Source organism: Enterobacter asburiae (genome assembly GCF_008080435.1).
Taxonomy (GTDB): Bacteria; Pseudomonadota; Gammaproteobacteria; order Enterobacterales; family Enterobacteriaceae; genus Enterobacter; species Enterobacter asburiae_C.
This window is the reverse complement of the sequence record NZ_VRKN01000003.1, coordinates 527,195-553,060: the sequence shown is the minus strand read 5'-3', so window position 1 is coordinate 553,060 and position 25,866 is coordinate 527,195. Positions and strand designations below refer to the sequence as shown.

Annotated in this window: 22 protein-coding genes; 13 read left to right on the top strand and 9 right to left on the bottom strand. The window is 60.8% G+C overall.

All coding sequences use genetic code 11. The features are described 5' to 3' along the window. Positions 1 to 8: 8 nt before the first annotated feature. Positions 9 to 2,249, bottom strand: a complete 2,241-nt coding sequence (locus tag FU672_RS08530) for a TonB-dependent siderophore receptor (RefSeq protein WP_148242898.1) — start codon at positions 2,247 to 2,249, stop codon at positions 9 to 11. 144 nt (positions 2,250 to 2,393) lie between these two features. Here FU672_RS08530 and fes point away from each other — a divergent pair, with 144 nt between their 5' ends. From fes to entF, 3 genes are read left to right on the top strand one after another with little or no spacing between them, the layout of a single operon-like run. Next, a complete protein-coding gene (gene fes, locus FU672_RS08525) occupies positions 2,394 to 3,590 on the top strand; it encodes an enterochelin esterase (RefSeq protein WP_148242897.1) in 1,197 nt (398 codons plus the stop codon). 10 nt (positions 3,591 to 3,600) lie between these two features. Next, the gene (locus FU672_RS08520; RefSeq protein WP_148242896.1) at positions 3,601 to 3,813 is read left to right on the top strand and encodes an MbtH family protein; all 213 of its coding nucleotides are present in this window, start codon (positions 3,601 to 3,603) and stop codon (positions 3,811 to 3,813) included. Further along, entirely contained in the window at positions 3,810 to 7,667 is a 3,858-nt protein-coding gene (gene entF / locus FU672_RS08515; RefSeq protein WP_148242895.1) for an enterobactin non-ribosomal peptide synthetase EntF, read from the top strand. Before FU672_RS08520 ends, entF begins: the two co-directional genes overlap by 4 nt. 94 nt (positions 7,668 to 7,761) lie before the next feature. Here entF and fepC read toward each other — a convergent pair whose 3' ends face one another. From fepC to fepD, 3 genes are read right to left on the bottom strand one after another with little or no spacing between them, the layout of a single operon-like run. Next, positions 7,762 to 8,562 carry an iron-enterobactin ABC transporter ATP-binding protein gene (gene fepC / locus FU672_RS08510; RefSeq protein WP_148242894.1) on the bottom strand — a complete coding sequence of 267 codons (801 nt, stop codon included), beginning with the start codon at positions 8,560 to 8,562 and terminating at the stop codon, positions 7,762 to 7,764. Then, positions 8,559 to 9,548: an iron-enterobactin ABC transporter permease gene (gene fepG / locus FU672_RS08505; protein ID WP_148242931.1), complete on the bottom strand. Its 990-nt coding sequence runs from the start codon at positions 9,546 to 9,548 to the stop codon at positions 8,559 to 8,561. Before fepG ends, fepC begins: the two co-directional genes overlap by 4 nt. Further along, a complete protein-coding gene (gene fepD / locus FU672_RS08500) occupies positions 9,548 to 10,552 on the bottom strand; it encodes a Fe(3+)-siderophore ABC transporter permease (RefSeq protein ID WP_148242893.1) in 1,005 nt (334 codons plus the stop codon). The genes fepG and fepD overlap by 1 nt, the downstream gene beginning before the upstream one ends. 108 nt (positions 10,553 to 10,660) lie before the next feature. Here fepD and entS point away from each other — a divergent pair, with 108 nt between their 5' ends. After that, complete coding sequence (gene entS, locus FU672_RS08495) at positions 10,661 to 11,887, top strand: enterobactin transporter EntS (protein ID WP_148242892.1); 1,227 nt, start codon at positions 10,661 to 10,663, stop codon at positions 11,885 to 11,887. Positions 11,888 to 11,964: 77 nt separating this feature from the next. Here the strand turns inward: entS and fepB are convergent, their stop codons facing one another. Continuing rightward, on the bottom strand, positions 11,965 to 12,924 hold the full coding sequence (gene fepB, locus FU672_RS08490; RefSeq protein ID WP_148242891.1) for a Fe2+-enterobactin ABC transporter substrate-binding protein: 960 nt from the start codon (positions 12,922 to 12,924) through the stop codon (positions 11,965 to 11,967). A gap of 188 nt (positions 12,925 to 13,112) precedes the next feature. On the opposite strand from fepB, the gene entC reads away from it, so the two are divergent. The 7 genes from entC (at position 13,113) to FU672_RS08455 (ending at position 20,454) form a co-directional block, all read left to right on the top strand. After that, on the top strand, positions 13,113 to 14,288 hold the full coding sequence (gene entC, locus FU672_RS08485; protein ID WP_148242890.1) for an isochorismate synthase EntC: 1,176 nt from the start codon (positions 13,113 to 13,115) through the stop codon (positions 14,286 to 14,288). A 9-nt stretch (positions 14,289 to 14,297) separates the two neighbouring features. Next, positions 14,298 to 15,908 (top strand): (2,3-dihydroxybenzoyl)adenylate synthase EntE, encoded by a 1,611-nt coding sequence (entE, locus tag FU672_RS08480; protein WP_148242889.1) that lies wholly within the window; start codon positions 14,298 to 14,300, stop codon positions 15,906 to 15,908. A gap of 10 nt (positions 15,909 to 15,918) precedes the next feature. After that, positions 15,919 to 16,773 (top strand): isochorismatase, encoded by an 855-nt coding sequence (locus FU672_RS08475; RefSeq protein ID WP_148242888.1) that lies wholly within the window; start codon positions 15,919 to 15,921, stop codon positions 16,771 to 16,773. Further along, the gene (gene entA, locus FU672_RS08470; protein WP_148242887.1) at positions 16,773 to 17,528 is read left to right on the top strand and encodes a 2,3-dihydro-2,3-dihydroxybenzoate dehydrogenase EntA; all 756 of its coding nucleotides are present in this window, start codon (positions 16,773 to 16,775) and stop codon (positions 17,526 to 17,528) included. Before FU672_RS08475 ends, entA begins: the two co-directional genes overlap by 1 nt. Next, entirely contained in the window at positions 17,528 to 17,941 is a 414-nt protein-coding gene (gene entH, locus FU672_RS08465; RefSeq protein ID WP_148242886.1) for a proofreading thioesterase EntH, read from the top strand. The genes entA and entH overlap by 1 nt, the downstream gene beginning before the upstream one ends. 150 nt (positions 17,942 to 18,091) lie before the next feature. Beyond that, positions 18,092 to 20,197, top strand: coding sequence for a pyruvate/proton symporter CstA (gene cstA, locus FU672_RS08460; RefSeq protein WP_148242885.1), 2,106 nt, complete (start codon positions 18,092 to 18,094; stop codon positions 20,195 to 20,197). Positions 20,198 to 20,256: 59 nt separating this feature from the next. Continuing rightward, on the top strand, positions 20,257 to 20,454 hold the full coding sequence (locus tag FU672_RS08455; protein WP_006809671.1) for a YbdD/YjiX family protein: 198 nt from the start codon (positions 20,257 to 20,259) through the stop codon (positions 20,452 to 20,454). Here FU672_RS08455 and FU672_RS08450 read toward each other — a convergent pair. From FU672_RS08450 to FU672_RS08435, 4 genes are all read right to left on the bottom strand, one after another. Continuing rightward, positions 20,451 to 20,855, bottom strand: a complete 405-nt coding sequence (locus FU672_RS08450; RefSeq protein ID WP_148242884.1) for a helix-turn-helix domain-containing protein — start codon at positions 20,853 to 20,855, stop codon at positions 20,451 to 20,453. The genes FU672_RS08455 and FU672_RS08450 overlap by 4 nt on opposite strands. Next, positions 20,836 to 21,132 (bottom strand): type II toxin-antitoxin system RelE family toxin, encoded by a 297-nt coding sequence (locus FU672_RS08445; RefSeq protein WP_148242883.1) that lies wholly within the window; start codon positions 21,130 to 21,132, stop codon positions 20,836 to 20,838. The genes FU672_RS08450 and FU672_RS08445 overlap by 20 nt, the downstream gene beginning before the upstream one ends. 183 nt (positions 21,133 to 21,315) lie before the next feature. Continuing rightward, complete coding sequence (locus tag FU672_RS08440; RefSeq protein ID WP_148242882.1) at positions 21,316 to 22,059, bottom strand: SDR family NAD(P)-dependent oxidoreductase; 744 nt, start codon at positions 22,057 to 22,059, stop codon at positions 21,316 to 21,318. A gap of 57 nt (positions 22,060 to 22,116) precedes the next feature. Then, the gene (locus FU672_RS08435; protein ID WP_148242881.1) at positions 22,117 to 23,205 is read right to left on the bottom strand and encodes an oxidoreductase; all 1,089 of its coding nucleotides are present in this window, start codon (positions 23,203 to 23,205) and stop codon (positions 22,117 to 22,119) included. A gap of 160 nt (positions 23,206 to 23,365) precedes the next feature. Between FU672_RS08435 and FU672_RS08430 the strand changes: the two genes are divergently transcribed. Both FU672_RS08430 and FU672_RS08425 read left to right on the top strand, forming a co-directional pair. After that, positions 23,366 to 24,868, top strand: a complete 1,503-nt coding sequence (locus FU672_RS08430) for a sugar ABC transporter ATP-binding protein (protein ID WP_148242880.1) — start codon at positions 23,366 to 23,368, stop codon at positions 24,866 to 24,868. Further along, the gene (locus FU672_RS08425) at positions 24,865 to 25,860 is read left to right on the top strand and encodes an ABC transporter permease (RefSeq protein ID WP_148242879.1); all 996 of its coding nucleotides are present in this window, start codon (positions 24,865 to 24,867) and stop codon (positions 25,858 to 25,860) included. The genes FU672_RS08430 and FU672_RS08425 overlap by 4 nt, the downstream gene beginning before the upstream one ends. Positions 25,861 to 25,866: the final 6 nt, after the last annotated feature.

The window sequence follows — 25,866 nt, the reverse complement described above, 5'->3', positions numbered from 1 at the left end:
GCTTTTACCTAGAATCGCGTATTCACGCTCATGTACCAGGTACGACCCGGTTCATTATACGTATACGCACCCGCACCGTACATATACGCACCGGTGGTGGCATTTCCGGTTGTCTGGGCATTACCCGCGCGCCACTGGCGTTTGTCGAAGACATTGTCCACGCCGCCGGTCAGGCTGACGTTTTTGGTCATGTCCCAGGTCGCACTCAGGCCAACGATGCTGTACGGGCTGACTTCATCTTTCTCAGACCCGGTCACAGGCTGGCCTTTGTAGTTGTACTTCTTCGGCTGCTGCTTGCCGTACCAGGTAAAGGTCGACTGGAGCGACACGTCCTGATGTACCTGCCAGCTCAGGGTTGAGTTCAGCGTGTACTCCGGAATGATCGACAGACGGTCGCCGGTCTCCTTGTTCTTGCTTTGCAGCATCCAGGTGATGTTGTTGGTCCAGTTGATCGTGTCGCTGACCGGCACGTTCAGTGAGCCTTCCAGCCCTTCGACCACCGCTTTCGGCACGTTTTCCCACTGGTAGATATCCGTCTGCACTTTACCGGAAGAGGTGTGACCAATCGGTGCGTAGCCCGCTTCAATCTTGTTGCGGTAGTCGTTGCGGAACCAGGTCACGCCCGCCAGCCAGCCGTCGCGTTTCCACTCCAGACCAATCTCTTTGTTGATGCTGGTTTCCGCTTTCAGGTCGTCGTTACCCATCATGTAGCAGCCCACGCCGTCACCACTTGCGTAGCAACCCTGGCCTTTGCTGTACAGCAGGTAGTTCGGGTTGGTCTGGTACAGGCTCGGCGCTTTGTAGGCGCGCGCGATGCCCATCTTCAGCGTGAAGTCATCACCCAGACCTTGCGACAGGTTCAGGGACGGGCTCCAGTTGTTGCCGACGATGGTGTGGTGGTCGAAGCGCAGGGCAGGGGTCAGCATGGTACTGTCGGTCAGCTCCATGTTGTTTTCAGCGAACAGGGAGAAGATCTCCGCTGAGGTGTACGGGCTACGATCGTTACTCATGCCCGGGATCGTACCGCCCTGCTGGGTTTGCGTGAAGGAAGTGGAGTCCTTCATGCGCTGCTGGTTCCACTCGGTCCCCAGGGTCAGATTCTGGTTGACGAGGAAATCAATCGGCAGGTTGATTTCGCTGTGCAGCATCACGTCGGCCAGGTCGGTGTCGGTGAATTTATTGCTGTTGAACAGGCCTTCCAGCCCGCCCGCCAGCCCTTCGCCCAGACGCGAGTTGCGGGTGTGTTCGTACTGCGCCCAGTTGCTGGTGGTGATACCGTTATCCCAGCCGCCGTTCCAGGTGACCGCGAAGTTCTGACGATAAATACGGTTGGTCTCTTTACCGTAGTTTTTCTTCACCAGCGCGTTGTCGTTATTGGTGTTCTGGGTATCGCCCGCGTAAAGGTTGTTCTGGCGGCTGTAGCCCGCTTCAAACTCCAGAGACTGCATTGGTGCAAAGTCCCAGCGCACCACGCCGTTGATGTCTTTGTTTTCCACCCCTTCACGGCCTGCTGGCAGGGTGTTGGCGTAGGCGCCGGTACGGTCAGACTGGTGACCCTGGTTGATATCCCATGCATCAGCCTGTGTTTTGTCCAGGTTACCGAACATGCGGAAGCTGAAGTCACCGCCCAGCGGGCCGCTCAGGCTGAAGTTGGTGCGTTTGGTGGAGCCTTCGTCTTTGTGTTCTGGCGCGTTCAGGTAGGTGTTCCAGGAGCCGTGCCACTGGTTGTCGAATTTTTTGGTGATGATGTTTACCACACCGCCTGCCGCACCGTTACCGTAGCGCGCGGCTGCCGGGCCACGGATCACTTCGATGCGTTCGATCATCTCTGGCGGCACCCAGCCGGTATCGCCGCGGGTATCGCGCTCGCCGCGCCAGCCCAGACGGATGGAGTTACGACTGGTCACCGGCTTGCCGTCGATCAGGATCAGCGTGTTTTCCGGCCCCATGCCGCGGATATCAATCTGACGATTATTCCCGCGCTGGCCGCTGGTGGAGTTTCCGGTCAGGTTAACGCCCGGCATGGTGCGGATGATTTCAGCCACATCGCGCGCGGGTGGATTTTTGCGGATCTCGTCGGCGGTGATGGTTGACACGCCCGGCGCCTGTAAATTTTGCTCGGCGGCGGTGATCACCATCGTATCTTCGTGCTGCGCAGAGGCGGTGTTGTCGTCTGCCATGGCGGGCAGTGCGACACCATAAATCCCTAAATTGACCAGCAAGGCCAGAGAGTGAATCTTCTTATTCATTGTACGTCCCGCTTTTATGGTTGTTTTATGAGCGCTTCCCACAGCGCGGCCACTACGCTATTGCAAATGCAAATAGTTATCAATAATATTATCAATAAAATTTGTCCTGAAACAAAAAAGACTGTTAAACATGAGGTTATAAGGGTGACGGCGTTAACAACCGGAAGTGAAGCGTGGTGGCGGTCGAAAAACGGCCCTGAATGGAAGCCTGAAAAGGGGGCATATTGCGTCACGTTCTGGTGGCGTGACCCGAAAGGAACGCAAGATTCGTCACCCGTCAAACGCGTCTGGCTCTACATCACCGGCGTGACCGATCACCATCAAAATGCCCGCCCGCAGTCCCTCGAACGCATCCCGGATACCGACGTCTGGCAGTGGCAGGGCGAGTTCAGCCCCGAATGGCGCGGCAGCTACTGCTTTATCCCTTCTGTGAATGAAAACGATTTTGCCGATACCGTGTTTGAAGGCGCGCAGCCGGACCGCATGGCGCTGCGCGAAGGCTGGCGCAAACTGCTGCCGCATGCGGTTTCCGACCCGCTGAATCCGCAGAGCTGGCGCGGCGGGCGCGGTCATGCCGTCTCGGCGCTGGAGATGCCGGACGCACCCGTTCAACCTGGCTGGGATCGTCCCGATATGCCGTATCAACAGCCGCTCTGCATTGAGTGGAACAGCGCGCGTCTGAACAACCGTCGCCGTGTATGGATTTTTAGCACCGGCGATGACGACCCGGAACGCCCGCTGGCGGTGCTGCTCGACGGGCAATTCTGGGCCGAAAGCATGCCGGTCTGGTCTGCGCTGGCGTCGCTCACCACCGAGCGCAAACTGCCCTCTGCGGTCTACGTATTAATCGATGTGATCGACATGGAACATCGCAGCCGCGAATTGCCCTGTAACCCCGATTTCTGGCTGGCGGTACAGGAAGAACTTCTCCCCCTTGTAAAAAATCTCGCGCCATTTAGCGACCGCGCCGACCGTACCGTGGTGGCGGGCCAGAGCTTTGGCGGACTCTCTTCGCTTTATGCTGGCCTCAACTGGCCGCAGCGTTTTGGCTGCGTGCTGAGCCAGTCCGGCTCGTACTGGTGGCCGCACCGCGGTGGGCAGCAGGACGGGCGCCTCATCGAACAGCTCAGAGCAGGTGAGCTAACCGCGAGCGGGCTACGTATCGTCCTTGAGGCCGGGCGCAACGAGCCGCTGATTTTCAATGCCAATCAGGTGATTTACGCCGAACTACACGCGCAGCAGGTTTACTGGCGTCAGGTTGACGGCGGACATGATGCGCTTTGCTGGCGCGGTGGGCTGACGCAGGGGCTGATGACCCTCTGGCAGCCGCTCATTCACTAACGGAGTCTGTATGGAATTCAGCAACCCTTTCGATAATCCGCAGGGACAATTCGCCATTTTGCGTAACGATCGGGGGCAATACAGCCTGTGGCCGCAGCAGTGCGAGTTGCCTGCAGGCTGGCGCGTGGTGTGCGAAGCGCAATCTCAGGACGCGTGCCAGCAGTGGCTGGCCGAACACTGGCAAACGCTCGAGCCCTCTCATTTTGCGGGGGAGAACGCATGAACCGTCTGCCTCTTGTTGCCGCTCAGCCGGGTATCTGGATGGCGGAGCAGCTTTCCACCCTGCCAAACGCCTGGAGCGTGGCGCACTACACCGAGCTGAAAGGCGATATCGATTCGCCGCTGCTGGCAAAAGCCATTGCCGCAGGCATGATGCAGGCCGATACCCTGCGCACGCGTTTTGCCGAAGACAACGGTGAGGTGTGGCAGTGGGTGGATGAGTCCATGATCCTGCCGGAGCCGTCCATCGTTCGTGTCGACTCCCACGACGCCGCCGTGGCGCTGATGGAAGCCGATCTCAATCAAAACCTGCGCGTGGAGAGCGGTCAGCCGCTGGCGTTTCATCAGCTGATCCAGGTGGGGCAGCAACACTGGTACTGGTATCAGCGTTATCACCATCTGGTAGTCGATGGCTTCAGCTTCCCGGCCATTACCCGCCAGATCGCCGCGATTTACGCCGCATGGAAGAAGGGAGAACCGACGCCCGCTTCCCCGTTTACCCCGTTCGCTGAGGTGGTGGACGAGTATCAGCGCTATCGCGACAGCGAAGCGTATCAGCGCGACGGTGCCTTCTGGGCTGAGCAGCGCAAACAACTTCCTTCTCCGGTCTCGCTCTCTTCCGCGCCGCTGCCGGGACGCGCCACCACCACCGATATCCTGCGCCTGAAAATTGCAATGGACGGTCGCGCCTTTAGCCAGCTTGCGCAGGCGGCAGGGCAGGTACAGCGCACCGATCTGGCGCTTGCACTGGTGGCGCTGTGGCTGGGCCGCCTGACCGGACGGCTGGACTACGCCGCCGGGTTTATCTTTATGCGCCGCATGGGCTCCGCCGCGCTCACCGCGACCGGACCCGTGCTCAACGTGCTGCCGCTGGCGGTCAATATCCATCCGCAGGAGAGCCTGCCGTCGCTGGCGCTGCGCCTGGCAAACCAGCTGAAAAAAATGCGTCGCCATCAGCGCTACGACGCCGAGCAGATCGTGCGCGACGGCGGGCGTGCCGCAGGCGACGAAGCGCTGTTTGGCCCGGTGCTGAACGTCAAGGTGTTCGACTATCAGCTGGATATCGACGGCGTGGAGGCCATCACCCACACGCTGGCAACCGGCCCGGTGAACGATCTGGAGCTGGCGCTGTTCCCGGACGAGCAGGGCGGCTTGAGCATTGAGATCCTCGCCAATAAACAGCGTTACGATGAAGCGACGCTCACCCGCCACGTTGCGCGCCTTAACGTGATGCTGACGCAGTTTGCCGCTAATCCTGATTTGCGCTGTGGCGAGGTGGAAACCGTTTCAGAGCAGGAATATCAGCAGCTGGCGCGCATCAACGATACCGGGCTGGCGCTGCCGTCCACCACGCTGGCGGATCTGGTGGCGGCGCAGGCGAGCAAAACGCCGGACGCGCCCGCGCTGGCGGATGCGCACATTGAGCTGAACTATCGCCAGATGCGCGAGCAGGTGGTCGCCCTGGCAAACCTGCTGCGCGAACGCGGCGTGAAGCCGGGCGACAGCGTGGCGGTGGCACTCCCGCGCTCGGTGTTCCTGACCCTGGCGCTGCACGGCATCGTGGAAGCAGGCGCCGCGTGGCTACCGCTGGATACCGGTTATCCGGACGATCGTCTGCGCATGATGCTGGAAGATGCGAAGCCATCGCTGCTCATCACCACCGACGAGCAGATTTCGCGCTTTAGCGATATGTCCATTACCTCATTTAGTTACAACACACTATTACCGACTGCGGAGGCTGATCCGCTGCGCCTGGCGAAGCCGGAGCAGACGGCGTACATCATCTTTACCTCCGGTTCGACGGGGCGTCCAAAAGGCGTGATGGTCGGCCATACCGCTATCGTTAACCGCCTGAAGTGGATGCAGGATCATTATCCACTGGCGGCGCATGACGTAGTGGCCCAGAAAACGCCGTGCAGTTTTGACGTGTCGGTGTGGGAGTTCTGGTGGCCGTTTATCGCCGGAGCAAAGCTGGTGATGGCCGAGCCGGACGCGCACCGCGATCCGCAGGCGATGCAGAGCTTCTTCGCACAGTACGGCGTGACCACCACTCACTTTGTGCCGTCGATGCTGGCGGCGTTTGTCGCCTCGCTGACGCCGGAAAACGTTGCATGCTGCAAAACCCTTAAGCAAGTGTTCTGCAGCGGCGAAGCGCTGCCGACTGAACTGTGCCGCGAGTGGGAGCAGTTGACCCATGCGCCGCTGCACAACCTCTATGGCCCAACCGAAGCGGCGGTGGACGTCAGCTGGTATCCGGCTTATGGCCCCGAGCTGGCGGCGGTGGAGGGCAACAGCGTGCCGATCGGCTTCCCGGTGTGGAACACGGGGCTGCGCATTCTGGACGCGATGATGCGCCCGGTGCCGTTCGGCGTGGCGGGGGATCTGTATCTCACCGGCATTCAGCTGGCGCAGGGGTATCTGGGACGCCCCGACCTCACCGCCAGCCGCTTTATTGCCGACCCGTTCGCCCCTGGCGAGCGGATGTACCGCACCGGTGACGTGGCCCGCTGGCTGGACAACGGCGCGGTGGAATATCTGGGCCGCAGCGACGATCAGCTGAAAATCCGCGGTCAGCGTATTGAGCTGGGTGAAATCGATCGGGCGATGCTGTCGTTGCCGGACGTGGCCCAGGCCGTGGTGCATGCCTGCGTGTTCAACCAGGCTACGGCAACGGGCGGCGATGCCCGCCAGCTGGTGGGATACGTCGTCTCCGAATCCGGTTTACCGCTGGATCGCGACGCGCTGCTGGAAGCACTTAAAGCCCAACTGCCGCCGCATATGGTGCCGGTGGTGCTGCTGCAAATCAGCGAGCTGCCGTTAAGCGCTAACGGCAAGCTGGATCGCAAGGCTCTACCGCTGCCGTCGCTAACGAGTAAAACCTCCGGCCGCGCACCGGAGACGGAAAGCGAAGTCGCCGTCGCGCAGGCATTTTCTGCGCTGCTGGGCTGCGAGGTGAACGATACCGAAGCCGACTTCTTTGCCCTTGGCGGCCACTCGCTGCTGGCGATGCGCCTGGCGGCGCAGCTCAGCCGTGCGTTCGAGCGTAAGGTCACGCCCGGGCAGATTATGGTCGCCTCGACGGTGAGCAAGCTCAGCGCGCTACTGGATTCGCCGATGAGCGATGAGCAGGCGCAGCGTCTGGGGCATGAAACCCTTCTCCCGCTGCGCGAAAGCAACGGCCCGACGCTGTTCTGCTTCCATCCGGCATCCGGGTTTGCCTGGCAGTTCAGCGTCCTGGCGCGCTACCTCAGCCCTCGCTGGTCGATTACCGGCATTCAGTCGCCGCGCCCGGACGGGCCGATGCAGCAGTGTGCGGATCTGGATGGAGTGATTGAGTATCACCTGAAGACGTTGCGTACGCAGCAGCCGCAGGGGCCGTATTATCTGTTCGGCTATTCCCTCGGCGGCACGCTGGCGCAGGGGATTGCTGCCCGTTTGCGCGAACAGGGTGAAGCGGTGGCGTTCCTCGGCCTGCTGGATACCTGGCCGCCGGAAACTCAGAACTGGGCGGAGAAAGAGGCCAACGACCTCGACCCGGAGGTGCTGGCGGAGATCGAGCGCGAGCGTCAGGCGTTTATCGCTGCTCAGCAGGGGCAGGGCTCCAGCGAGCTGTTTACCGCTATCGAGGGCAACTACGCCGACGCGGTACGGCTGCTCACCACGGCGCACAGTTCACGCTTTGACGGCAAAGCGACGCTGTTTGTCGCCGAGCGAACGCGAACGATGGATCCGCAGGTCGCGTGGGCACCGTGGGTGGCGGAGCTTGAGGTGTACAGCCAGGACTGCGCCCATGTGGATATCATTTCACCGCAGGCGTTTGAGAAGATTGGGCCGGTGTTGAGGGAAATATTGGGGTAACGTCAAAAGCCCCCTCACCCCAGCCCTCTCCCCATAGGGGAGAGGGTGTAATCGTCCCCTCTCCCCTATGGGGAGAGGGTCAGGGTGAGGGGAATTAAACCGCACGTTTTCCAAGCGGCACCACCAGCGGCGTACCCGCCACCGGATCGTCAATAATCATGCAGCGCATGCTGTAGATCCGCTCGATCAGATCCGGCGTCACAATCTCTTTCGGCGCGCCCTGCGCCACAATCTCGCCGTCGCGCAGTGCAATCAGATGCGTGGCGTAGCGGCACGCCTGGTTTAAATCGTGCAGCACCGCCGCCAGAGTGTACCCCTGCGTGCGGTTCAGATCGCTCAGCAGTTCCAGCAGGTCAATCTGATGGCTGATATCGAGCCAGGTCGTCGGCTCGTCCAGCAGCATGATGGAGGTCTCCTGCGCCAGCACCATCGCAATCCACGCGCGCTGACGCTGTCCACCGGAAAGGGTGTCCACGCTCTGCTGGGCGAGATCGATAATCCCCGTCGCCTGCATCGCGCGGTTCACCGCATCGTCATCTTCCTTGCGCCAGCGGGTAAACAGCGGCTGGTGCGGATAGCGTCCGCGCGAGACCAGCTCCTGTACCGTGATATCTCCCGGCGTGGTGGCGTTTTGCGCCAGCAGCCCGATGCGCCTGGCCACCTCTTTACTGGCGAAGCGCTGGATCGGCTCCCCGTCGAGGAACACGCTACCTTCAGCGGGCGTCATCAGGCGGCTCAGCGTGCGCAGCAGGGTCGATTTACCACAGCCGTTCGGGCCGATAATCGCCGTGAAATGGCCGTCCGGAATGGCGACGGATAAATCACGGGCAATGATTTTTTTGCCGTAGCCGAGGGTGAGGTTTTCGCCGCGCAAGCGGGTTGCCGTGTCTGTCATTTCTTGCGTGACTCCTGAATTAACAAGACGATGAGGTAAATCCCGCCGAGGCTGACGGTCACCACGCCCACCGGAAGTTGATAAGGCATAAATAGCCGCTGGGCGCAGAGATCGGCGGCCAGCAGTAATAACGCGCCGCACAGCGCCGCCTGGGTTAAGCCCCAGCGAGCCGTACCGCAAAGACGGCGGGCGATATGCGGTGCCACGAGGGCGATAAACGAGATCGGCCCGGCAATCGCGGTGGAGGCGGCGGTCAGTAATACGGCGACCAGCATCAGCATCAGGCGCGAACGCTCAACGCTCACTCCGAGCGCGCAGGCGCTGTCGTCGCCCATCTCCAGCAGGCGCATACGGCGCACCAGCAGCAGCGCGCCGATAAACATCAGCAAAATCAGCGGCGCGGCGGGCCAGGTTTTGCCCCACGTCAGGCCGTTGAGCGAACCGGCGTACCATAGCCCGGCGGAAAGCGCGGTTTCCAGCGAGGCCTGCAGCAGCAGCCACGTGTTAAAGGCCATCAGCATGGCGCGGATGCCAATCCCGATGATGATCAGTCGGAAGGTGTCGATACCGTTGCGCCAGGCCAGCGCCCAGATAATCAGCGACGTCAGAATGCCGCCCGCCATCGCCGTAAAGGTGATCGCCGTCAGGTGCTGACCAAACAGCACCATCGCCACCAGCACGCCGCTCCAGGCTCCGGTATTGAGGCCCATCACGTCCGGGCTGCCGAGCGGGTTGCGCATCAGCGACTGGAATATCGCACCGCTCACACCGAGCGCCGCACCCACCAGAATTGCCATCGCCACGCGCGGCAATCGCCATTCGGTGACCACCAGGGTGATATTGCGCGGTGCGCTGCCGAGCAGTGCATTTAAAACCTGAGCGAAATCGAGCGTCACTGCGCCGCTGCGCAGGCTCCAGACCGCCAGCAGCAGAATAGCGATAGCCAGCAGGAAGACGCTGGTGATTAAACGACGGGACGGGGCCATCATGCGCCACCTCCCCGTTGACGTCGTACCAGGAAGATCAGCACCGGTGCGCCGATAAAGGCGCTGACCACCGAGACGCGCAGTTCACCCGGAACCAGAAGACGACCGAGCACGTCCGCAAACAGCAGCAGGGCAGGGGTGGCCAGCAGCGTGACCGGCAGCGACCAGCGGTGATCCGCCCCCACCAGCCAGCGCGCCATGTGCGGCATCATCAGGCCAATAAAGGCAATGGGGCCAACCACGGCGGTCGCGCTGCCGCACAGCACGGTGATGGCGAGCAGACCAATCAGCTGCGTGCGCGCCACGCGGTTGCCGAGGGCAGTCGCGGTGTCGCTGCCGAGGCTCAGGCTATTAAGCGATCGGCTTAAAAACAGCGCCACGGCGGCAGCGATAATGACCGGGAATGCCACCACTTTTAGGGTTTCAAGAGTGCGGATATCCAGCGAACCGGCCTGCCAGAAGCGCAATTGGTCGTAGACGTCCGGGTTAAGCAGCGCGATGCCGTTGGATAAGCCTTCCAGCACCGCCGCGAGCGCCACACCCGCCAGGGTTAAGCGTACCGGACTCAGCTGCCCGCCGCCCTGGCTGCCGGTAAACGCCACCACCAGCGAGGCAACCAGCGCGCCGCAAAAGGCCATCACCAGCTGTTCAGAGGGTGACGTCAACCCGAACAGCGCCGCGCCGAGCACGATGGCAAAGCTGGCGCCGGAGTTAACGCCGAGAATACCAGGGTCCGCCAGCGGGTTACGGGTAAGGGTTTGCATCAGGGCACCGGCAAGGCCGAGCGCGCCACCCGCCAGCAGTCCGGCAAGGGTGCGGGGCAGGCGGGCGTCGAGCACGATAATGCAGTCGGCGCTCTGGCAGGTGCCGGAGAGCGCATCAACGATAACGGACGCGGGCAGCGGCTTCGCGCCGACCAGCAGGCTGAGTGCAACCGCAAGGCTCAGGAGCAGCAGTAAAACGGGCACGGCAACGGCGCGCACCGCAGAAGAGGGAAACGACATAGCAACATCCATGATTTGATAATGATAGTGATTATCGTTATCTATCTTATTTGGCTATGTTAGCATGTGCGCCCATGGAAAGGGTAGAAATAGACTCAAGGCTTTGTCATGAATCAAAAATCCTGGCTGCTCAATCTCAGCCTGCTGAAAACGCACCCGGCGTATCGCGCCGTTTTTATCGCTCGCTTTATCTCCATTTTGTCCCTCGGGCTACTCGGCGTGGCCGTGCCGGTACAGATCCAGACCCTGACGCACTCCAGCTGGCTGGTGGGGTTATCCGTCACCTTAACCGGCGGGGCGATGTTTATCGGACTGATGGTCGGCGGCGTGCTGGCGGACCGCTACGAGCGTAAGAAGCTGATCCTGCTGGCGCGCGGCACCTGCGGCGTGGGCTTTATCGGGCTGTGTCTGAACGCGATGCTGCCGGAGCCGTCGCTGATCGCGATTTATGCCCTGGGTTTATGGGATGGTTTTTTTGCCTCCCTGGGCGTGACGGCGCTGCTGGCGGCGACGCCCGCGCTGGTCGGGCGCGAGAACCTGATGCAGGCGGGGGCGATCACCATGCTCACCGTGCGCCTCGGCTCGGTGATTTCGCCGATGGTGGGTGGGTTGTTGCTGGCGACCGGTAACGTGGCGTGGAACTACGGGCTGGCGGCAGCGGGGACCTTTATCACCACCCTGACGCTGCTGCGCCTGCCGCTGCTGCCACCTCCGCCGCAGCCGCGCGAGCATCCGCTGAAATCGCTGATGGCCGCTATTCGTTTCCTGTTCAGCAACCCGCTGATCGGCGGCATTGCGCTGCTCGGCGGCCTGCTGACGATGGCGAGCGCCGTGCGCGTGCTGTACCCGGCGCTGGCGGGCGAGTGGCAGATGAGCGCCTCGGAGATTGGCATTCTCTACGCTGCCATTCCGCTCGGCGCGGCGTGCGGGGCGCTGACCAGCGGCAACCTGGCGCAGAGCGCGCGTCCGGGGCTGATTATGCTGCTTGCCACGCTGGCCTCGTTTATCGCCATCGGCTTCTTCAGCCTGATGCCGGTGTGGGCGCTGGGAGTGCTCTGTCTGGTGATCTTTGGCTGGCTGAGCGCCATCAGTTCGCTGCTGCAGTACACCCTGATCCAGACTCAGACGCCGGAAGGGATGCTCGGGCGCATTAACGGTCTGTGGACCGCGCAAAACGTGACGGGCGATGCGATTGGCGCGGCGATCCTCGGTGGGCTGGGGGCGATGATGACCCCGGTGGCGTCGGCGAGCAGCAGCGGGTTTGTGTTAGCCGTTGTTGGCATGATTTTATTGGCGGTTTTGGTGGAGTTGCGTCGGTTCAGGCAGATCCTGTAGGTCGGGTAAGGCCTAGCCGCCACCCGACAAAACGCCCGGTGGCGCTGCGCTTACCGGGCCTACGGGGAACGTGCCACTTATTTAAAAATTGAATTTAAACGCTGCAACACCAACATCGCGCTGTAATAATCCAGGCGGAACGTCTCGGTTCCCAATGCCCAAACCCGTTTGTTTTTCACCGACGGCAGATGCGCCAGCAGCGGGTTGGCGTTAATCGCATCCACGTCTTTCTGGTCGCCGGCGAACACAAACAGCCCTTCGCCGTTCAGCCCCGTCGCCAGGTTTTCCCCACCCAGTTGAATAATGTCGTGGCGTTTGCCCTGGCTTTTGGAGGTCTGCAGCCCGGCGGGCAGCTCCGCCAGCGTAAAGCCCAACTGGTGCAAAAGCTTGCCCTGCGCGGATTCAGCGGTCCACAGGTTGGCGCTGTGCGCGGCGGCGGTGTAGACGATGGCGTTTACCGGCTGCGGCGGCAGCTTCATCTGCTGTTTCACCTGCGCGAGTTGTTTATCAAACGCGGCAATGCGCTCTGCGGCCTGCTTTTCCTGTCCTGTAATGGTGCCGAGCTGCGTCAGCAGCGCCTGCCAGCTCTTGTCGTCGTAGTTGATGATAAGCGTCGGCGCGATGGCAGAAAGCTGATCGTAGAGCGCCAGGGCGGAATCTCCGCCTGTCGCGCTGATCAAAATTAGATCCGGCATCTGGGCGGCCACTGCCTCGGCGCTCGGCTCGCCAATGTACAACCGCGCAACCTTGCGCTGTTTTGCGATATCGCCCCACTGACGTAAAAAGCCCTGCGCATCCGCCACGCGGTTGTTCGGCGTGGTCGCACCGCTGGCGACGACCGGTGCGTCAATGGCCAGCAGGGAGCCGGTTAAGGTCACACTGGTGGAGACAATGCGCGTCGGTTTGCTCTCAAGCGTGTGAACGCCGTGGCTGTCGGTCACCTGACGCGGCCAGTCGGCGGCAACGGCTGAGGCAAGTCCGAAAACAAAAAGTCCAGATAAAAGCAGGGTATTACGGAATAGGGCAGGGAATTTCACAGCGCGACATCCTGTTTTTGTTGAGGATAATGCTTCTCATTTTCATGGTTGCCGCGAAGGGATGCAAGCTTTTGTCGCACAAGTTATTTGCCCGACGGTTGACAGCGAAGCGATGTGGGATTAGGTTAGCCAACGAAAATATAAATGATAATCATTATTGCTTCTTTTATCATTTTGAGGAGGATGATATGGATACGTCCCTGGCTGAGGAAGTTCAGCACACCGCAACCACGCTGGAATCAGACCGTTTTTTCTTTATGTCGCCTTACCGCAGCTTTACCACGTCCGGCTGCTTTGCCCGCTTCAGTGAACCCGCCGTCGGCGGCGACGATCCGGCGGGTCACTTCCAGCAAAAATTAGCTCAGGCCTTCCGGAATGCGAAAGCCAACGGTATCGCTCATCCGGTGATGGTAGGGGCTATCCCGTTCGATACCCGCAAGCCGTCGTCGCTGTTTATTCCGCAACGCTGGCAGACCTTTTCCCGTCCGGCACGACAGCAGTCCGCACGCTATTTTTCCGGCTCGCAGGCGCTGAAGGTGGAACAACGCACCGAGATCCCGCCGCAGCCCGTGTTCGAAGAGATGGTTGCCCGCGCTGCGTCGCTCACCACCACGCCGCAGGTGAACAAGGTCGTGCTGTCGCGTCTGATTGATATCGCGACCGATAAACAGATTGATAGCGGTGCGCTGATGGAGCGTCTTATCGCCCAGAACCCGGCGAGCTTTAACTTCCACGTGCCGTTGGAAGACGGCGGCGTACTGCTCGGTGCAAGTCCGGAACTGCTGCTGCGTAAAGAAGGCGCGCACTTTAGTTCGCTGCCGCTGGCAGGCTCGGCGCGTCGTCAGCCAGACGACGTATTAGATCGCGAAGCGGGCAATAAGCTGCTGGCCTCCGAAAAGGACCGTCACGAGCACGACCTGGTAACCCAGGCGATGAAAACGATTCTGGCTCCGCGCAGTCATCACCTCAGCATGCCGTCTTCTCCGCAGCTGATCACCACCCCGACGCTGTGGCATCTGGCAACGCCGGTAGAAGGCGAGGCGCGTGAAAACGAAAACGCCCTGACGCTGGCCTGCCTGCTGCATCCGACGCCGGCGCTGAGCGGCTTCCCGCATCAGGCGGCAAAAGATCTGATTGCCGAGCTGGAGCCGTTCGACCGCGAGCTGTTCGGCGGCATTGTCGGCTGGTGCGACAGCGAAGGCAACGGCGAGTGGGTGGTCACCATCCGCTGCGCGCGTTTGCATAAAAATACCGTTCGCCTGTTTGCCGGTGCGGGCATTGTGCCTGCCTCCTCGCCGGTGGGCGAGTGGCGCGAGACCGGCGTGAAGCTCTCCACCATGCTCAACGTGTTTGGCTTGCACTAAGGAAGACGGATGACCATTCCCTTTACCCGCTGGCCTGAGGAATTCGCCCGCCGCTATCGTGAAAAAGGCTACTGGCAGGATCTGCCGCTGACCCACATCCTGACGGACCATGCGGACAGCGATGCGGTGGCGATAATTGACGGCGAGCGGCACATCACCTATCGCGCGTTTAATCAGGCGGTGAACAACCTGGCGTCTGCGCTTCAGGCGCAGGGGCTGCACCGCGGCGAGACCGCGCTGGTACAGCTCGGCAACGTGGCCGAGTTCTATATCACCTTCTTCGCGCTGCTGCAAATTGGCGTCGCGCCGGTCAACGCGCTCTTTAGCCATCAGCGCAGCGAGCTGAACGCCTACGCGGAGCAGATCAAACCCGCCGTGCTGATTGCCGATCGCGACCACGCCCTGTTTGCGGGCGACGATTTCCTTAACGCCTTTGTGGATGCGCATCGCTCGGTGCGCGTGGTGCTGCTGCGCGGCGATAAGGGCGAACATGCTGTGGAAGCGGCGATTGCACGTCCGGCGGATAACTTCATTCCGAACCCGACGCCCGCCGACGAAGTGGCCTTCTTCCAGCTTTCCGGCGGCAGCACCGGCACGCCGAAGCTGATCCCACGCACGCACAACGATTACGACTACAGCATCCGCCGCAGCAACGAGATTTGCGGCATTACCGCCGATACCCGTTATCTGAACGCGCTCCCTGCGGCGCATAACTACGCCATGAGCTCGCCGGGATCGTTAGGCGTCTTCACGGCGGGCGGCTGCGTGGTGCTGGCGAACGATCCGAGCGCCACGCTCTGCTTCCCGCTGATTGCACAGCATCAGATTAACGTCACCTCGCTGGTGCCACCGGCGGTCAGCCTGTGGTTACAGGCGATTACCGACGGCGCGGGGAACGCGCAGCTCACATCCCTGAAACTGCTGCAGGTGGGTGGCGCACGCCTCTCCGCCACGCTCGCGGCGCGCATTCCGGCGGAAATCGGCTGCCAGCTTCAGCAGGTGTTCGGCATGGCGGAAGGGCTGGTGAACTACACCGCGCTCGACGACGCGCCGGAACGCATCATCAACACCCAGGGCCGCCCGATGTGCCCGGACGACGAAGTGTGGGTGGCGGACGAGCACGGCAACCCGCTCCCGCGCGGTGAGGTCGGGCGTCTGATGACGCGCGGGCCGTATACCTTCCGCGGCTATTTCAACAGCCCGGAACACAACGCCAGCGCCTTCGATGCGGACGGTTTCTACTGCTCAGGGGATCTGATCGCCATCGATGAACAGGGCTACATCACCGTGCAGGGGCGCGAGAAGGATCAGATCAACCGCGGTGGCGAGAAGATCGCCGCCGAAGAGATTGAAAACCTGTTGCTGCGCCATGAGGCGGTGATCCACGCCGCGCTGGTGAGCATGGAGGACAGCCTGCTGGGCGAGAAGAGCTGCGCGTATCTGGTGGTGAAACAGCCCCTGCGCGCGGTCGAGGTGCGCCGTTTCCTGCGCGAGCAGGGCGTTGCCGAATTCAAGCTGCCGGACCGCGTGGAGAGCGTGGATGCGCTTCCGCTGACGCCGGTCGGCAAAGTCGATAAGAAACAGTTGCGCCTGTGGCTTGCTGAACGCACCCTGGGCTGAGGAACAGAGTATGGCTATTCCAAAATTAACCGCTTACGCGCTGCCGACCGCCGCAGAACTGCCGACTAATAAAGTGAACTGGGCGTTTGAGCCTGAACGTGCCGCGCTGTTGATCCACGATATGCAGGAGTATTTCCTGAACTTCTGGGGCGAAAACAGCGCGATGATGCAGCAGGTAGTGGCGAATATCGCCAAACTGCGCGCGTACTGCAAAGAAAACCATATTCCCGTGTACTACACCGCCCAGCCGAAAGAGCAGAGCGATGAAGACCGCGCCCTGCTCAACGACATGTGGGGGCCGGGCCTGACCCGCTCGCCGGAGCAGCAGCGCATTGTCCGTGAACTGACGCCGGACGAAGCGGACACGGTGCTGGTGAAGTGGCGCTACAGCGCGTTTCACCGCTCGCCGCTGGAGCAGATGCTGAAAGAAACGGGCCGCAACCAGTTGCTGATTACCGGCGTTTATGCCCACATCGGCTGCATGACCACCGCCACCGATGCCTTTATGCGCGACATCAAACCGTTCTTTATTGCCGACGCGCTGGCGGATTTCACCCGCGACGAGCATCTGATGTCACTCAACTACGTGGCCGGGCGTTCTGGCCGCGTGGTGATGACCGACGAGCTGCTGCCGTCCGTTCCGGCGACCAAAGCCGCGCTGCGTGAGCTTGTTCTGCCGCTGCTGGACGAGTCCGATGAGCCGATGGATGACGAAAACCTGATCGACTACGGTCTGGATTCGGTGCGCATGATGGCCCTGGCCGCCCGCTGGCGCAAAGTGCATGGCGATATCGACTTCGTGATGCTGGCAAAAAATCCCACAATCGACGCCTGGTGGGCGCTGCTCTCCCGCGAGGTGAAGTGATGGCGGGTTTCGATTTTACCGGCAAAACGGTCTGGGTGACGGGCGCGGGGAAGGGGATCGGCTACGCGACGGCGCTGGCCTTTGTGGAGGCGGGCGCACAGGTGACCGGGTTCGATCTGGCGTTTCCGCTGGGTGATTATCCGTTCGCCACCGAAACGCTGGACGTGGCTAACGCCGCGCAGGTGCATGAGGTGTGCGGGCGCGTGCTGGCAACGCTTGAGCGTCTGGACGTGCTGGTCAACGCGGCGGGCATTCTGCGCATGGGGGCGACGGACCAGCTCTCGCAGGAGGACTGGCAGCAGACCTTTGCGGTCAACGTCGGCGGCGCGTTCAACCTGTTCCAGCAGACGATGGGCCACTTCCGCCGTCAGCAGGGCGGGGCGATAGTCACCGTGGCGTCCGACGCGGCGCATACGCCGCGCATCGGCATGAGCGCCTATGGCGCGTCGAAAGCGGCGCTGAAAAGCCTGGCCCTGACCGTCGGACTGGAGCTGGCGGGGAGCGGCGTGCGCTGTAACCTGGTGTCGCCGGGCTCAACGGATACCGATATGCAGCGCACGTTGTGGACCCGCGACGACGCGGAGCAGCAGCGTATTCGCGGCTTTGGTGAACAGTTTAAGCTCGGCATTCCGCTGGGGAAAATCGCCCGTCCGCAGGAGATTGCCAGCACGGTACTGTTCCTTGCATCCGATGCCGCCAGCCATATCACCTTGCAGGATATCGTGGTTGACGGCGGCTCCACGCTGGGGGCGTAATGATCTGGAAACGTCATTTACCGCTCGAGGAGCTGAACGCGACCAGCCTGAACACCCTGGTGGGGCATCTCGGCATTGTCTATACCCGCATCGGTGACGATACGCTGGAAGGGGAGATGCCGGTGGATGCGCGCACCCATCAGCCGTTTGGCCTGCTGCACGGCGGCGCATCGGCGGCGCTGGCGGAAACGCTGGGCTCAATGGCCGGTTTTCTGATGACCCGCGACGGGCAGAACTTGGTGGGAACGGAGCTGAATGCCACGCACCATCGTGCGGTATCTCACGGTAAGGTGCGCGGGGTGTGCCAGCCGCTGCATCTTGGCCGCTCCAGCCAGAGCTGGGAGATTGTGGTATTCGACGAGCAGGGGCGGCGGTGCTGCACCTGCCGGTTGAGTACGATGGTGTTGGGCTGACCCTTTCACGCTGAAAGTGATCGACTTAACACTGTGGTGTAAATGTCTGGTTTGACCACGCATTATTGCGTTTCAAAGTTGTTAAATTTTCGTCGTTGTTCTAGAAACAAAATGTAACATATCACTGTTTCGCAACAACGGATAACCACGATGAACAACTCAGGGAAATACCTTACATGGGCAGGGCTCTCCGTTGTGGGAGCCTTTGCCCTGGGCTATATCGCCCTCAACCGAGGGGAACAGATCAATGCGCTCTGGATCGTTGTCGCCTCCGTCTGCATTTATTTGATCGCGTACCGTTTTTATGGCCGCTATATCGCGAAGAACGTCTTAGGGGTTGACGCGACGCGCATGACGCCTGCCGTCCGCCATAACGACGGGCTGGACTATGTGCCGACCGACAAAAAAGTGCTGTTCGGTCACCACTTCGCGGCGATTGCCGGGGCGGGTCCGCTGGTGGGACCAGTGCTGGCCGCGCAGATGGGCTACCTGCCGGGGATGATCTGGATCCTCGCGGGCGTAGTGCTGGCAGGTGCGGTGCAGGACTTTATGGTGCTATTCGTCTCCACCCGCCGCGACGGGCGTTCGCTGGGTGAGCTGGTGAAAGAGGAGATGGGGGCAACCGCCGGGGTGATTGCGCTGGTGGCGACCTTTATGATCATGGTGATCATCCTCGCGGTGCTGGCAATGATCGTGGTGAAAGCACTGACCCACAGCCCGTGGGGAACGTATACCGTTGCCTTCACCATTCCGCTGGCGCTGTTTATGGGGATCTACATTCGCTATCTGCGCCCGGGGCGTATTGGTGAAGTGTCGGTGATTGGTCTGGTATTCCTGGTGTTTGCCATTATCTCCGGCGGTTGGGTGGCGGAAAGCCCGACCTGGGCGCCGTTCTTCGACTTTACCGGCGTACAGCTGACCTGGATGCTGGTGGGCTACGGTTTTGTGGCAGCGGTGCTGCCGGTGTGGCTGCTGCTGGCTCCGCGTGACTACCTCTCTACCTTCCTGAAAATCGGCACCATCATCGGGCTGGCGATCGGCATCCTGATTATGCGTCCGACCCTGACCATGCCTGCGTTAACCAAATTCATCGACGGTACCGGCCCGGTCTGGACCGGCAATTTGTTCCCGTTCCTGTTTATCACCATCGCCTGCGGCGCGGTGTCGGGCTTCCACGCGCTGATTGCCTCTGGCACCACGCCGAAGATGCTGGCGAATGAAAATCAGGCCTGCCTGATTGGCTACGGCGGCATGCTGATGGAGTCCTTCGTTGCCATCATGGCGCTGGTCTCGGCCTGTATCATCGACCCGGGCGTGTACTTCGCGATGAACAGCCCGATGGCGGTACTGGCACCGGCTGGCACCGTTGACGTGGTGGCGTCCGCCGCGCAGGTGGTGAGCAGCTGGGGCTTTGCGATTACCCCTGATACGTTGACGAGCATCGCCAGTGAAGTGGGCGAGCAGTCGATTATCTCCCGTGCGGGCGGGGCGCCGACGCTGGCGGTCGGCATGGCGTATATTCTTCACGGCGCGCTGGGCGGGCTGATGGATGTGTCGTTCTGGTATCACTTCGCCATTCTGTTCGAGGCGCTGTTTATCCTGACGGCGGTGGATGCGGGAACCCGTGCGGCGCGCTTTATGCTGCAGGACCTGCTGGGGGTGATCTCCCCGAACCTGAAGCGTACCGATTCGCTCCCGGCTAACCTGCTGGCGACGGCGCTGTGCGTGCTGGCGTGGGGCTATTTCCTGCATCAGGGCGTGGTCGATCCGCTGGGCGGGATTAACACCCTGTGGCCGCTGTTCGGTATTGCCAACCAGATGCTCGCAGGTATGGCGCTGATGCTCTGCGCGGTGGTGCTGTTCAAGATGAAGCGCCAGCGTTACGCCTGGGTAGCGCTGGTGCCTACCGCGTGGCTGCTGATTTGTACCCTGACGGCAGGCTGGCAGAAAGCCTTCAGCCCGGACAACAAGGTGGGCTTCCTGGCGATCGCCAACAAGTTTCAGGCGATGATCGACAGCGGTAAGATCCCGACGCAGTACACCGAGTCGCAGCTGTCTCAGCTGGTGTTTAACAACCGTCTGGACGCCGGGCTGACTATCTTCTTTATGGTGGTCGTCGTGGTGCTGGCGTTGTATTCTCTCAAGACCGCGCTGGCGGCGTTGAAAAACGATAAGCCAACGGCGAAAGAGACGCCGTACGAGCCAATGCCTGAAAACCTGGAAGAGATTGTCACCCAGGCGAAAGGGGCGCATTAACCTGTGTGCCGGGTGGCGCTAACGCTTACCCGGCCTACATTTCCTGTGAGACCAAAATTATGTTCGACACCCTCTCCAAAGCAGGTAAGTACCTGGGCCAGGCCGCCAAAATGATGATTGGCGTGCCGGACTACGACAACTACGTCGAGCATATGCGCGTCAACCATCCGGACCAGACGCCGATGACCTATGAAGAATTTTTCCGCGACCGCCAGGATGCCCGCTACGGCGGCAAGGGCGGGGCGAAGTGCTGTTAACCCTCTTTCGGTAAATAGAGGCTGATCTGTTCCTGCTTGCAGCCATAAATTGCCGCCAGCTTTTCACGGGTGCGTTTTTGCGGGCGCGAGTCCAGGGCCTCAAGCTGTGATACGGCAGACTGGCTGATGCCGAGTTTCTCGGCCACCTCCTGCTGGGACATGCCGCGCAGGATACGCCACGCGGCCTGCAGGCTGACGTTCTCGTTATGCATGACGTCGCACACTTCACCAGGTAATCCTACGTCATCATAACAATCGTGTTCGACTTCAATATCCTCCAGGTCATCGTCGGTTTCGTCGTCGATTTCTGCCATCTGTAAGCACATACGAAAGTATTCATCATAGGGAATAACGACGTACTGCGTTTTTCCGTCATCGTCCTTAATTAGCTGAACAGCCATAGGGGGCTTTCTCCTCGTGAAGGTAGGTCGTTGATGTTCTGCGCTTGACGGCCAAAACATAACAATGGTTATCGGGATCGTTCCGGAGTGTAATCAGAATGCGGTAATCGCCAACGCGTAGCCGGAAATGATTTTCTGTCGCCGATATTTTTTTGATATCGGGCCGGGGAGCTGAGCGATCGTCCAGCTCAGCAAGTTTTGCTTTGATTCTTCGCTGATATCGGCCATCGATTTTGGAAAACTCTTTCTCTGCATTCTTTGACCAGACAATCTTCATCCGTACCTCCACTGTACACCCACACAAACTATAAGGAAATAATAAGACTATTAGATAAATTCCGAATTTCTAATGGGGTACTGTAGAGCGGAGATAAAACGGGAGAAAGCGGCAAAACGCGAACCGTCGAGGCGGCTCGAAAAGGCCTCTGCCGGGCGACAGAGGCTTGCAGGGAGATTGCGATCAGGCGTTCAAACCGCCGTCCACGTCCAGCCCCGTACCGGAGATCTGCCCGGCGGCCGGGCTGGCAAGAAACGTGACCGCCGCCGCGACGTCTTCCGGCTGACCGTAATGACCCAAAGCAATAAGCTGACGCTGCGAGTCAGCCTGTTCGCCGTCTTCCGGGTTCATATCACTGTTGGTCGGTCCGGGATGCACCAGGTTAACGGTAATGCCGCGCGGTCCTAAATCACGCGCCAGCCCGCGGGTGAGGGAGTTAAGGGCAGATTTGGTCATCGAGTAGACGGTGATACCCGGCTGCGCCACGCGGTTTGCCAGACAGCTGCCGATGTTGATAATGCGCCCGCCGTCTGACATATGCACCAGCGCTTCCTGAATGGCGATCACCACGCCGCGGATGTTGACGTTGATAAGGGCGTCGATGTCAGCAAGCGTCATGGACTCCAGCGGGCCGCCGCGCGCGATCCCGGCGTTGTTGACCAGAATGTCCAGCCCGCCAAGGGAACGCGCCGCATGGGTGACGGCATCCTGAATCGCCTGCGCGCTGGCGCTGTCGGCCTGCACAGCCTCGCTGTGTCGTCCCAGCGCCTTAATCTCCTCGGCGACCGCCTGGGCTTTATCGGCAGATTTTTCATACGTAATAATCACATCCGCACCGGCGCGCGCCAGCGACAGTGCAATAGCACGACCCAAGCCGCGGCTGGCACCGGTAACCAGCGCCTTTTTACCTGTTAAATCGATCTGCATGATGACCTCGTTACGAGAGTGGTAAGAATCATCATTAGGTATAGACGGTCAGAGCGATTAACGGCTGAAGGATTCCACTTTCTCAAACGCGGCGCGCAGAACCTCGGGGCTTAACGCAACCGGCAGATAGTGAATCGACTCCACCGGACGCAGGGTATGGGCAATCACCTTATCCAGTTCGTCCTGGCTGTTAATATCAACGTCCAGCTCGCGAAGCGTGGTTGGCAGGTTAAAACGCTGGTACGCCGCCACCAGTTGAGCCAGTACGTCGTCCTGACCGAGCAGAGCGCTTTGCACCAGAATGCCGTAGGCTACCTTGGTGCCGTGCAGGTATTTTTCCGTCTGCGGCAGCACGGTCAAACCGTTGTGTACCGCATGCGCTGCCGCCACGCGGGTATAGCGTTCGCCCAGACCGCCGACCATCCCGCCACCGGCGATAATCGCATCCACCACGTCCCGGAATGCTTGCGTCTGGTCGCCGCGCTGCTGGTCGGCCAGCGCCTCTTCGCTGCGCGCCAGCAGCACGTCGCGGATCGCCAGCGCGCCGTTGATGCCCAGCCGCACGGTCAGCGGCAGGTTTTCAGGCTGTGGGGCGAGGACTACCGCTTCGTACCACTTCGCCAGCGTATCGCCGATGCCCGCCAGCAGATACTCCGCCGGGGCGTTAAGGACGATCTGTGGCTCCACCAGCACCAGGAAGTTGGCGTCGTCAAATATCTCGAACTGCAACGCTTGACCGGCATCGTTGTACCAGACGGAGAGCGGGGTCCACGCCGCGCAGGTGGCGGCAATAGTGGGGATGCCCACGAACGGCACCCCTAAGCGGCGCGCCACGGCCTTGACGGTATCCATCACCGCGCCGCCGCCGACGCCAATCACTACGCTGGCGTCGCTGCCCGATTCATTCACCAGATGCCTGACGTCGCGCTCGCTGCAGTGGCCTTTAAACAGCAGGTGTTTCGCCCCCGGCGCGTTAAAACTCGCCGGCAGGAAAGGGCGCGCGCCTTCGATTGCGCGTTCGCCGTAAATCCACACCGCGCGGGAAAGCTGTTCTGGGGTAAAGAAGTTATCCAGCTGCGTCAGGCTTCCGGGATGTGAGAAGTAGTTTGCCGGGCCAGGCACGACGCGGATATCGGTGTTGCTCATGGTGTTGTCCTTTTTTTAGCAAGCGCTAACCCGATGTTATGTCTGGACATCCGGATGGCTAATAATATTTCGCTTTATCTTATGCCTTTTCCGTCGTTGTCAGTCAACCGGAGCTGTGAAAAATTCGATAAATCAGAAGAGTAATGAAGGATTTACGCGGATGGTTTCCAGTCGCCTTGAGATGCGCGGTATCAGCCTGGCCTTTTCCGGCTTTCAGGCACTGTCGCGCGTGAATTTCACCTTAACCGGCGGATCTGTACACGCGCTGACCGGCGCCAACGGCGCGGGGAAATCGACGCTGATGGCGGTGCTGTGCGGCACGCACGACCACTACGAAGGTGAGATCTGCATTAACAACCAGCCGGTGAGCATCCGCGAACCGCTGGATGCCAAACGGCTGGGGATCCACCTTGTGCAGCAGGAAGTGGACGTGGCGCTGATCCCGGGGTTAAGCATCGCCGAGAACATCATGCTCGACCAGCTGGCGCAGCCGGGGCATCGCTTCAACTGGCGCGCGATCCGCCAGCAGGCGAGACAGGCGCTGGCGCAGCTGGACGTTACGCTGGACGTTCGCCATTCCATCGACGGCTGTTCGCTGGCCGAAAAGCAGCAGATTTTACTGGCACGCGCCTTGTCCCATCACTGCCGTTTTTTGATTCTTGATGAACCCACCGCGCCGCTGGACGCGCACGAGAGCGAGCGCCTGTTTGCGGTGGTGAGACGTTTAAAGCAGCAGGGCATTGGCGTGGTGTTTATTTCCCACCGCATTCACGAGCTGAAGGCCATCTGCGACACCCTGACGGTGCTTCGCGACGGCAAGCTGATCGAGTCCGGTCCGATGGCGGACCTCAGCGGCGAAGCCATCGTCGAGAAAATGCTCGGCCACGTGCTGAGCGATATCTATCCACCCGCGCGACCGCCGCACGGCGACGAAACGCTGCTACGCGTTGAGGGGCTTCACGATGACGCGTTGCTGAAAGATATCTCCCTGCACCTGCGTAAAGGCGAAATCCTCGGGATTGCCGGGCTGGCGGGCGCGGGGAAAACCGAACTCTGCAAGGCGCTGTTTGGCGCCACCAAAAGCCGCGTGGCGCACGGCGAGCTGAATCATCAATCCTGGCAGCCGCGCGATCCGGTGGATTCCGTGCTGCGCGGTCTGGCGCTGGTGCCGGAGGAGCGGCGGAAAGAGGGTATTTTTATCGACGAGCCGGTGAGCATGAACCTTGCCGTGTGCGCCGATAACAGCTTCTCGCGCTGGAGCCTGTTCGGTCATCGTCAGGCGTGGCGCTGGGCGGAAGAGGTCATCGCTCGCGTCGGCGTGCGTGCGCGTGGGCCGGGGCAGGTGCTGCGCCGTCTGTCCGGCGGTAACCAGCAGAAGGTCGCCATCGGTAAATGGCTGCGCAATGACGCCAGCGTGCTGATATTCGACGAGCCGACGAAAGGCGTGGACGTGAAGGCCAAAACCGACCTGTTCCAGCTGATTGACGGCCTGGCGCGCGAGGGCAAAGGGGTGATTTACGCCTCTGGCGAATTTGCCGAGCTGGTGGGATTGTGCGACCGCATCTGCGTGCTGTGGGACGGGCGCATCGTGGCGGAAATCGCCGGGGCCGAGGCCCGCGAAGAGACACTACTTTATTATTCAACCGGAGGAACGGCGTCGTGAGCAAGGCCCTTTCAGTGAACGCGGCAGCGTCTGGCCGTCAGCAGATTTTCGATTTTCTCTACAAGTGGGGCATGCTGTTGACCGTCGTCGCGCTGGTGGCCGTCTTTGGCCTGGCGTCGGACAGCTTCCTCGATCCGAACAACATCATCAATATTCTGCGCTCGATTGCCATCGTGACGGTGATTGCCATTGGCGTGTCGATATCATTGACCATCGGCGGGTTCGACCTCTCCGTGGGCTCAACCGCGTCGCTGGCGAACGCGCTGGTGATTTCGCTTTTCGTCTGGCACGGCTTTGGTACCACCGAATCGATTCTGATCACCCTCGCGCTCTGTACGCTGGTGGGGCTGTTTAATGCCTTTCTGATCGTCATCCTGCGCATTCCGGACATGCTTGCGACGCTTGCCAGCCTGTTTGTCATTCAGGGCGTGGCGATGACCTACAGCTACGGCGGGTCGATTACCGAGAACATGGTGCTGCCGAGCGGCGACATGGCGGAAGGCACCATTCCGGCAGCGTTCAGCCTGCTGGGGCAGGTGCCGACCATCGTGATCGTCATGCTGGTGGTAACCGTGCTGGCGCAGCTTGGCCTCTCGTTGACCACTCACGGACGCCGGATGTACGCCATTGGCGGCAACCCCGAAGCCGCGCGTCTCTCCGGCATTCGCACCACGCGCTACAAGGTGGCGGCCTACGTGATTGCCTCTCTGCTGGCGGGATTGGGCGGGATTTTGCTGGCTTCACGCATTGGTTCGTCGCAGGTGAATGCGGGCGGCGGGTACCTGATGGATGCGGTAGCGGCGGCGTGGATTGGCTTTTCACTGGCCGGGTCCGGCAAGCCGAATGCGCTGGGAACCCTGGTCGGGGCGGTTATTCTCGGCGTGCTGTCGAACGGGCTGGTGATGCTCTCCGTGCCGTATTACGCCATGGACATTATAAAAGGGCTGGTGCTCGCGGTGGCACTGGCGATGACCTACATACAAAAACGCTGACAACAC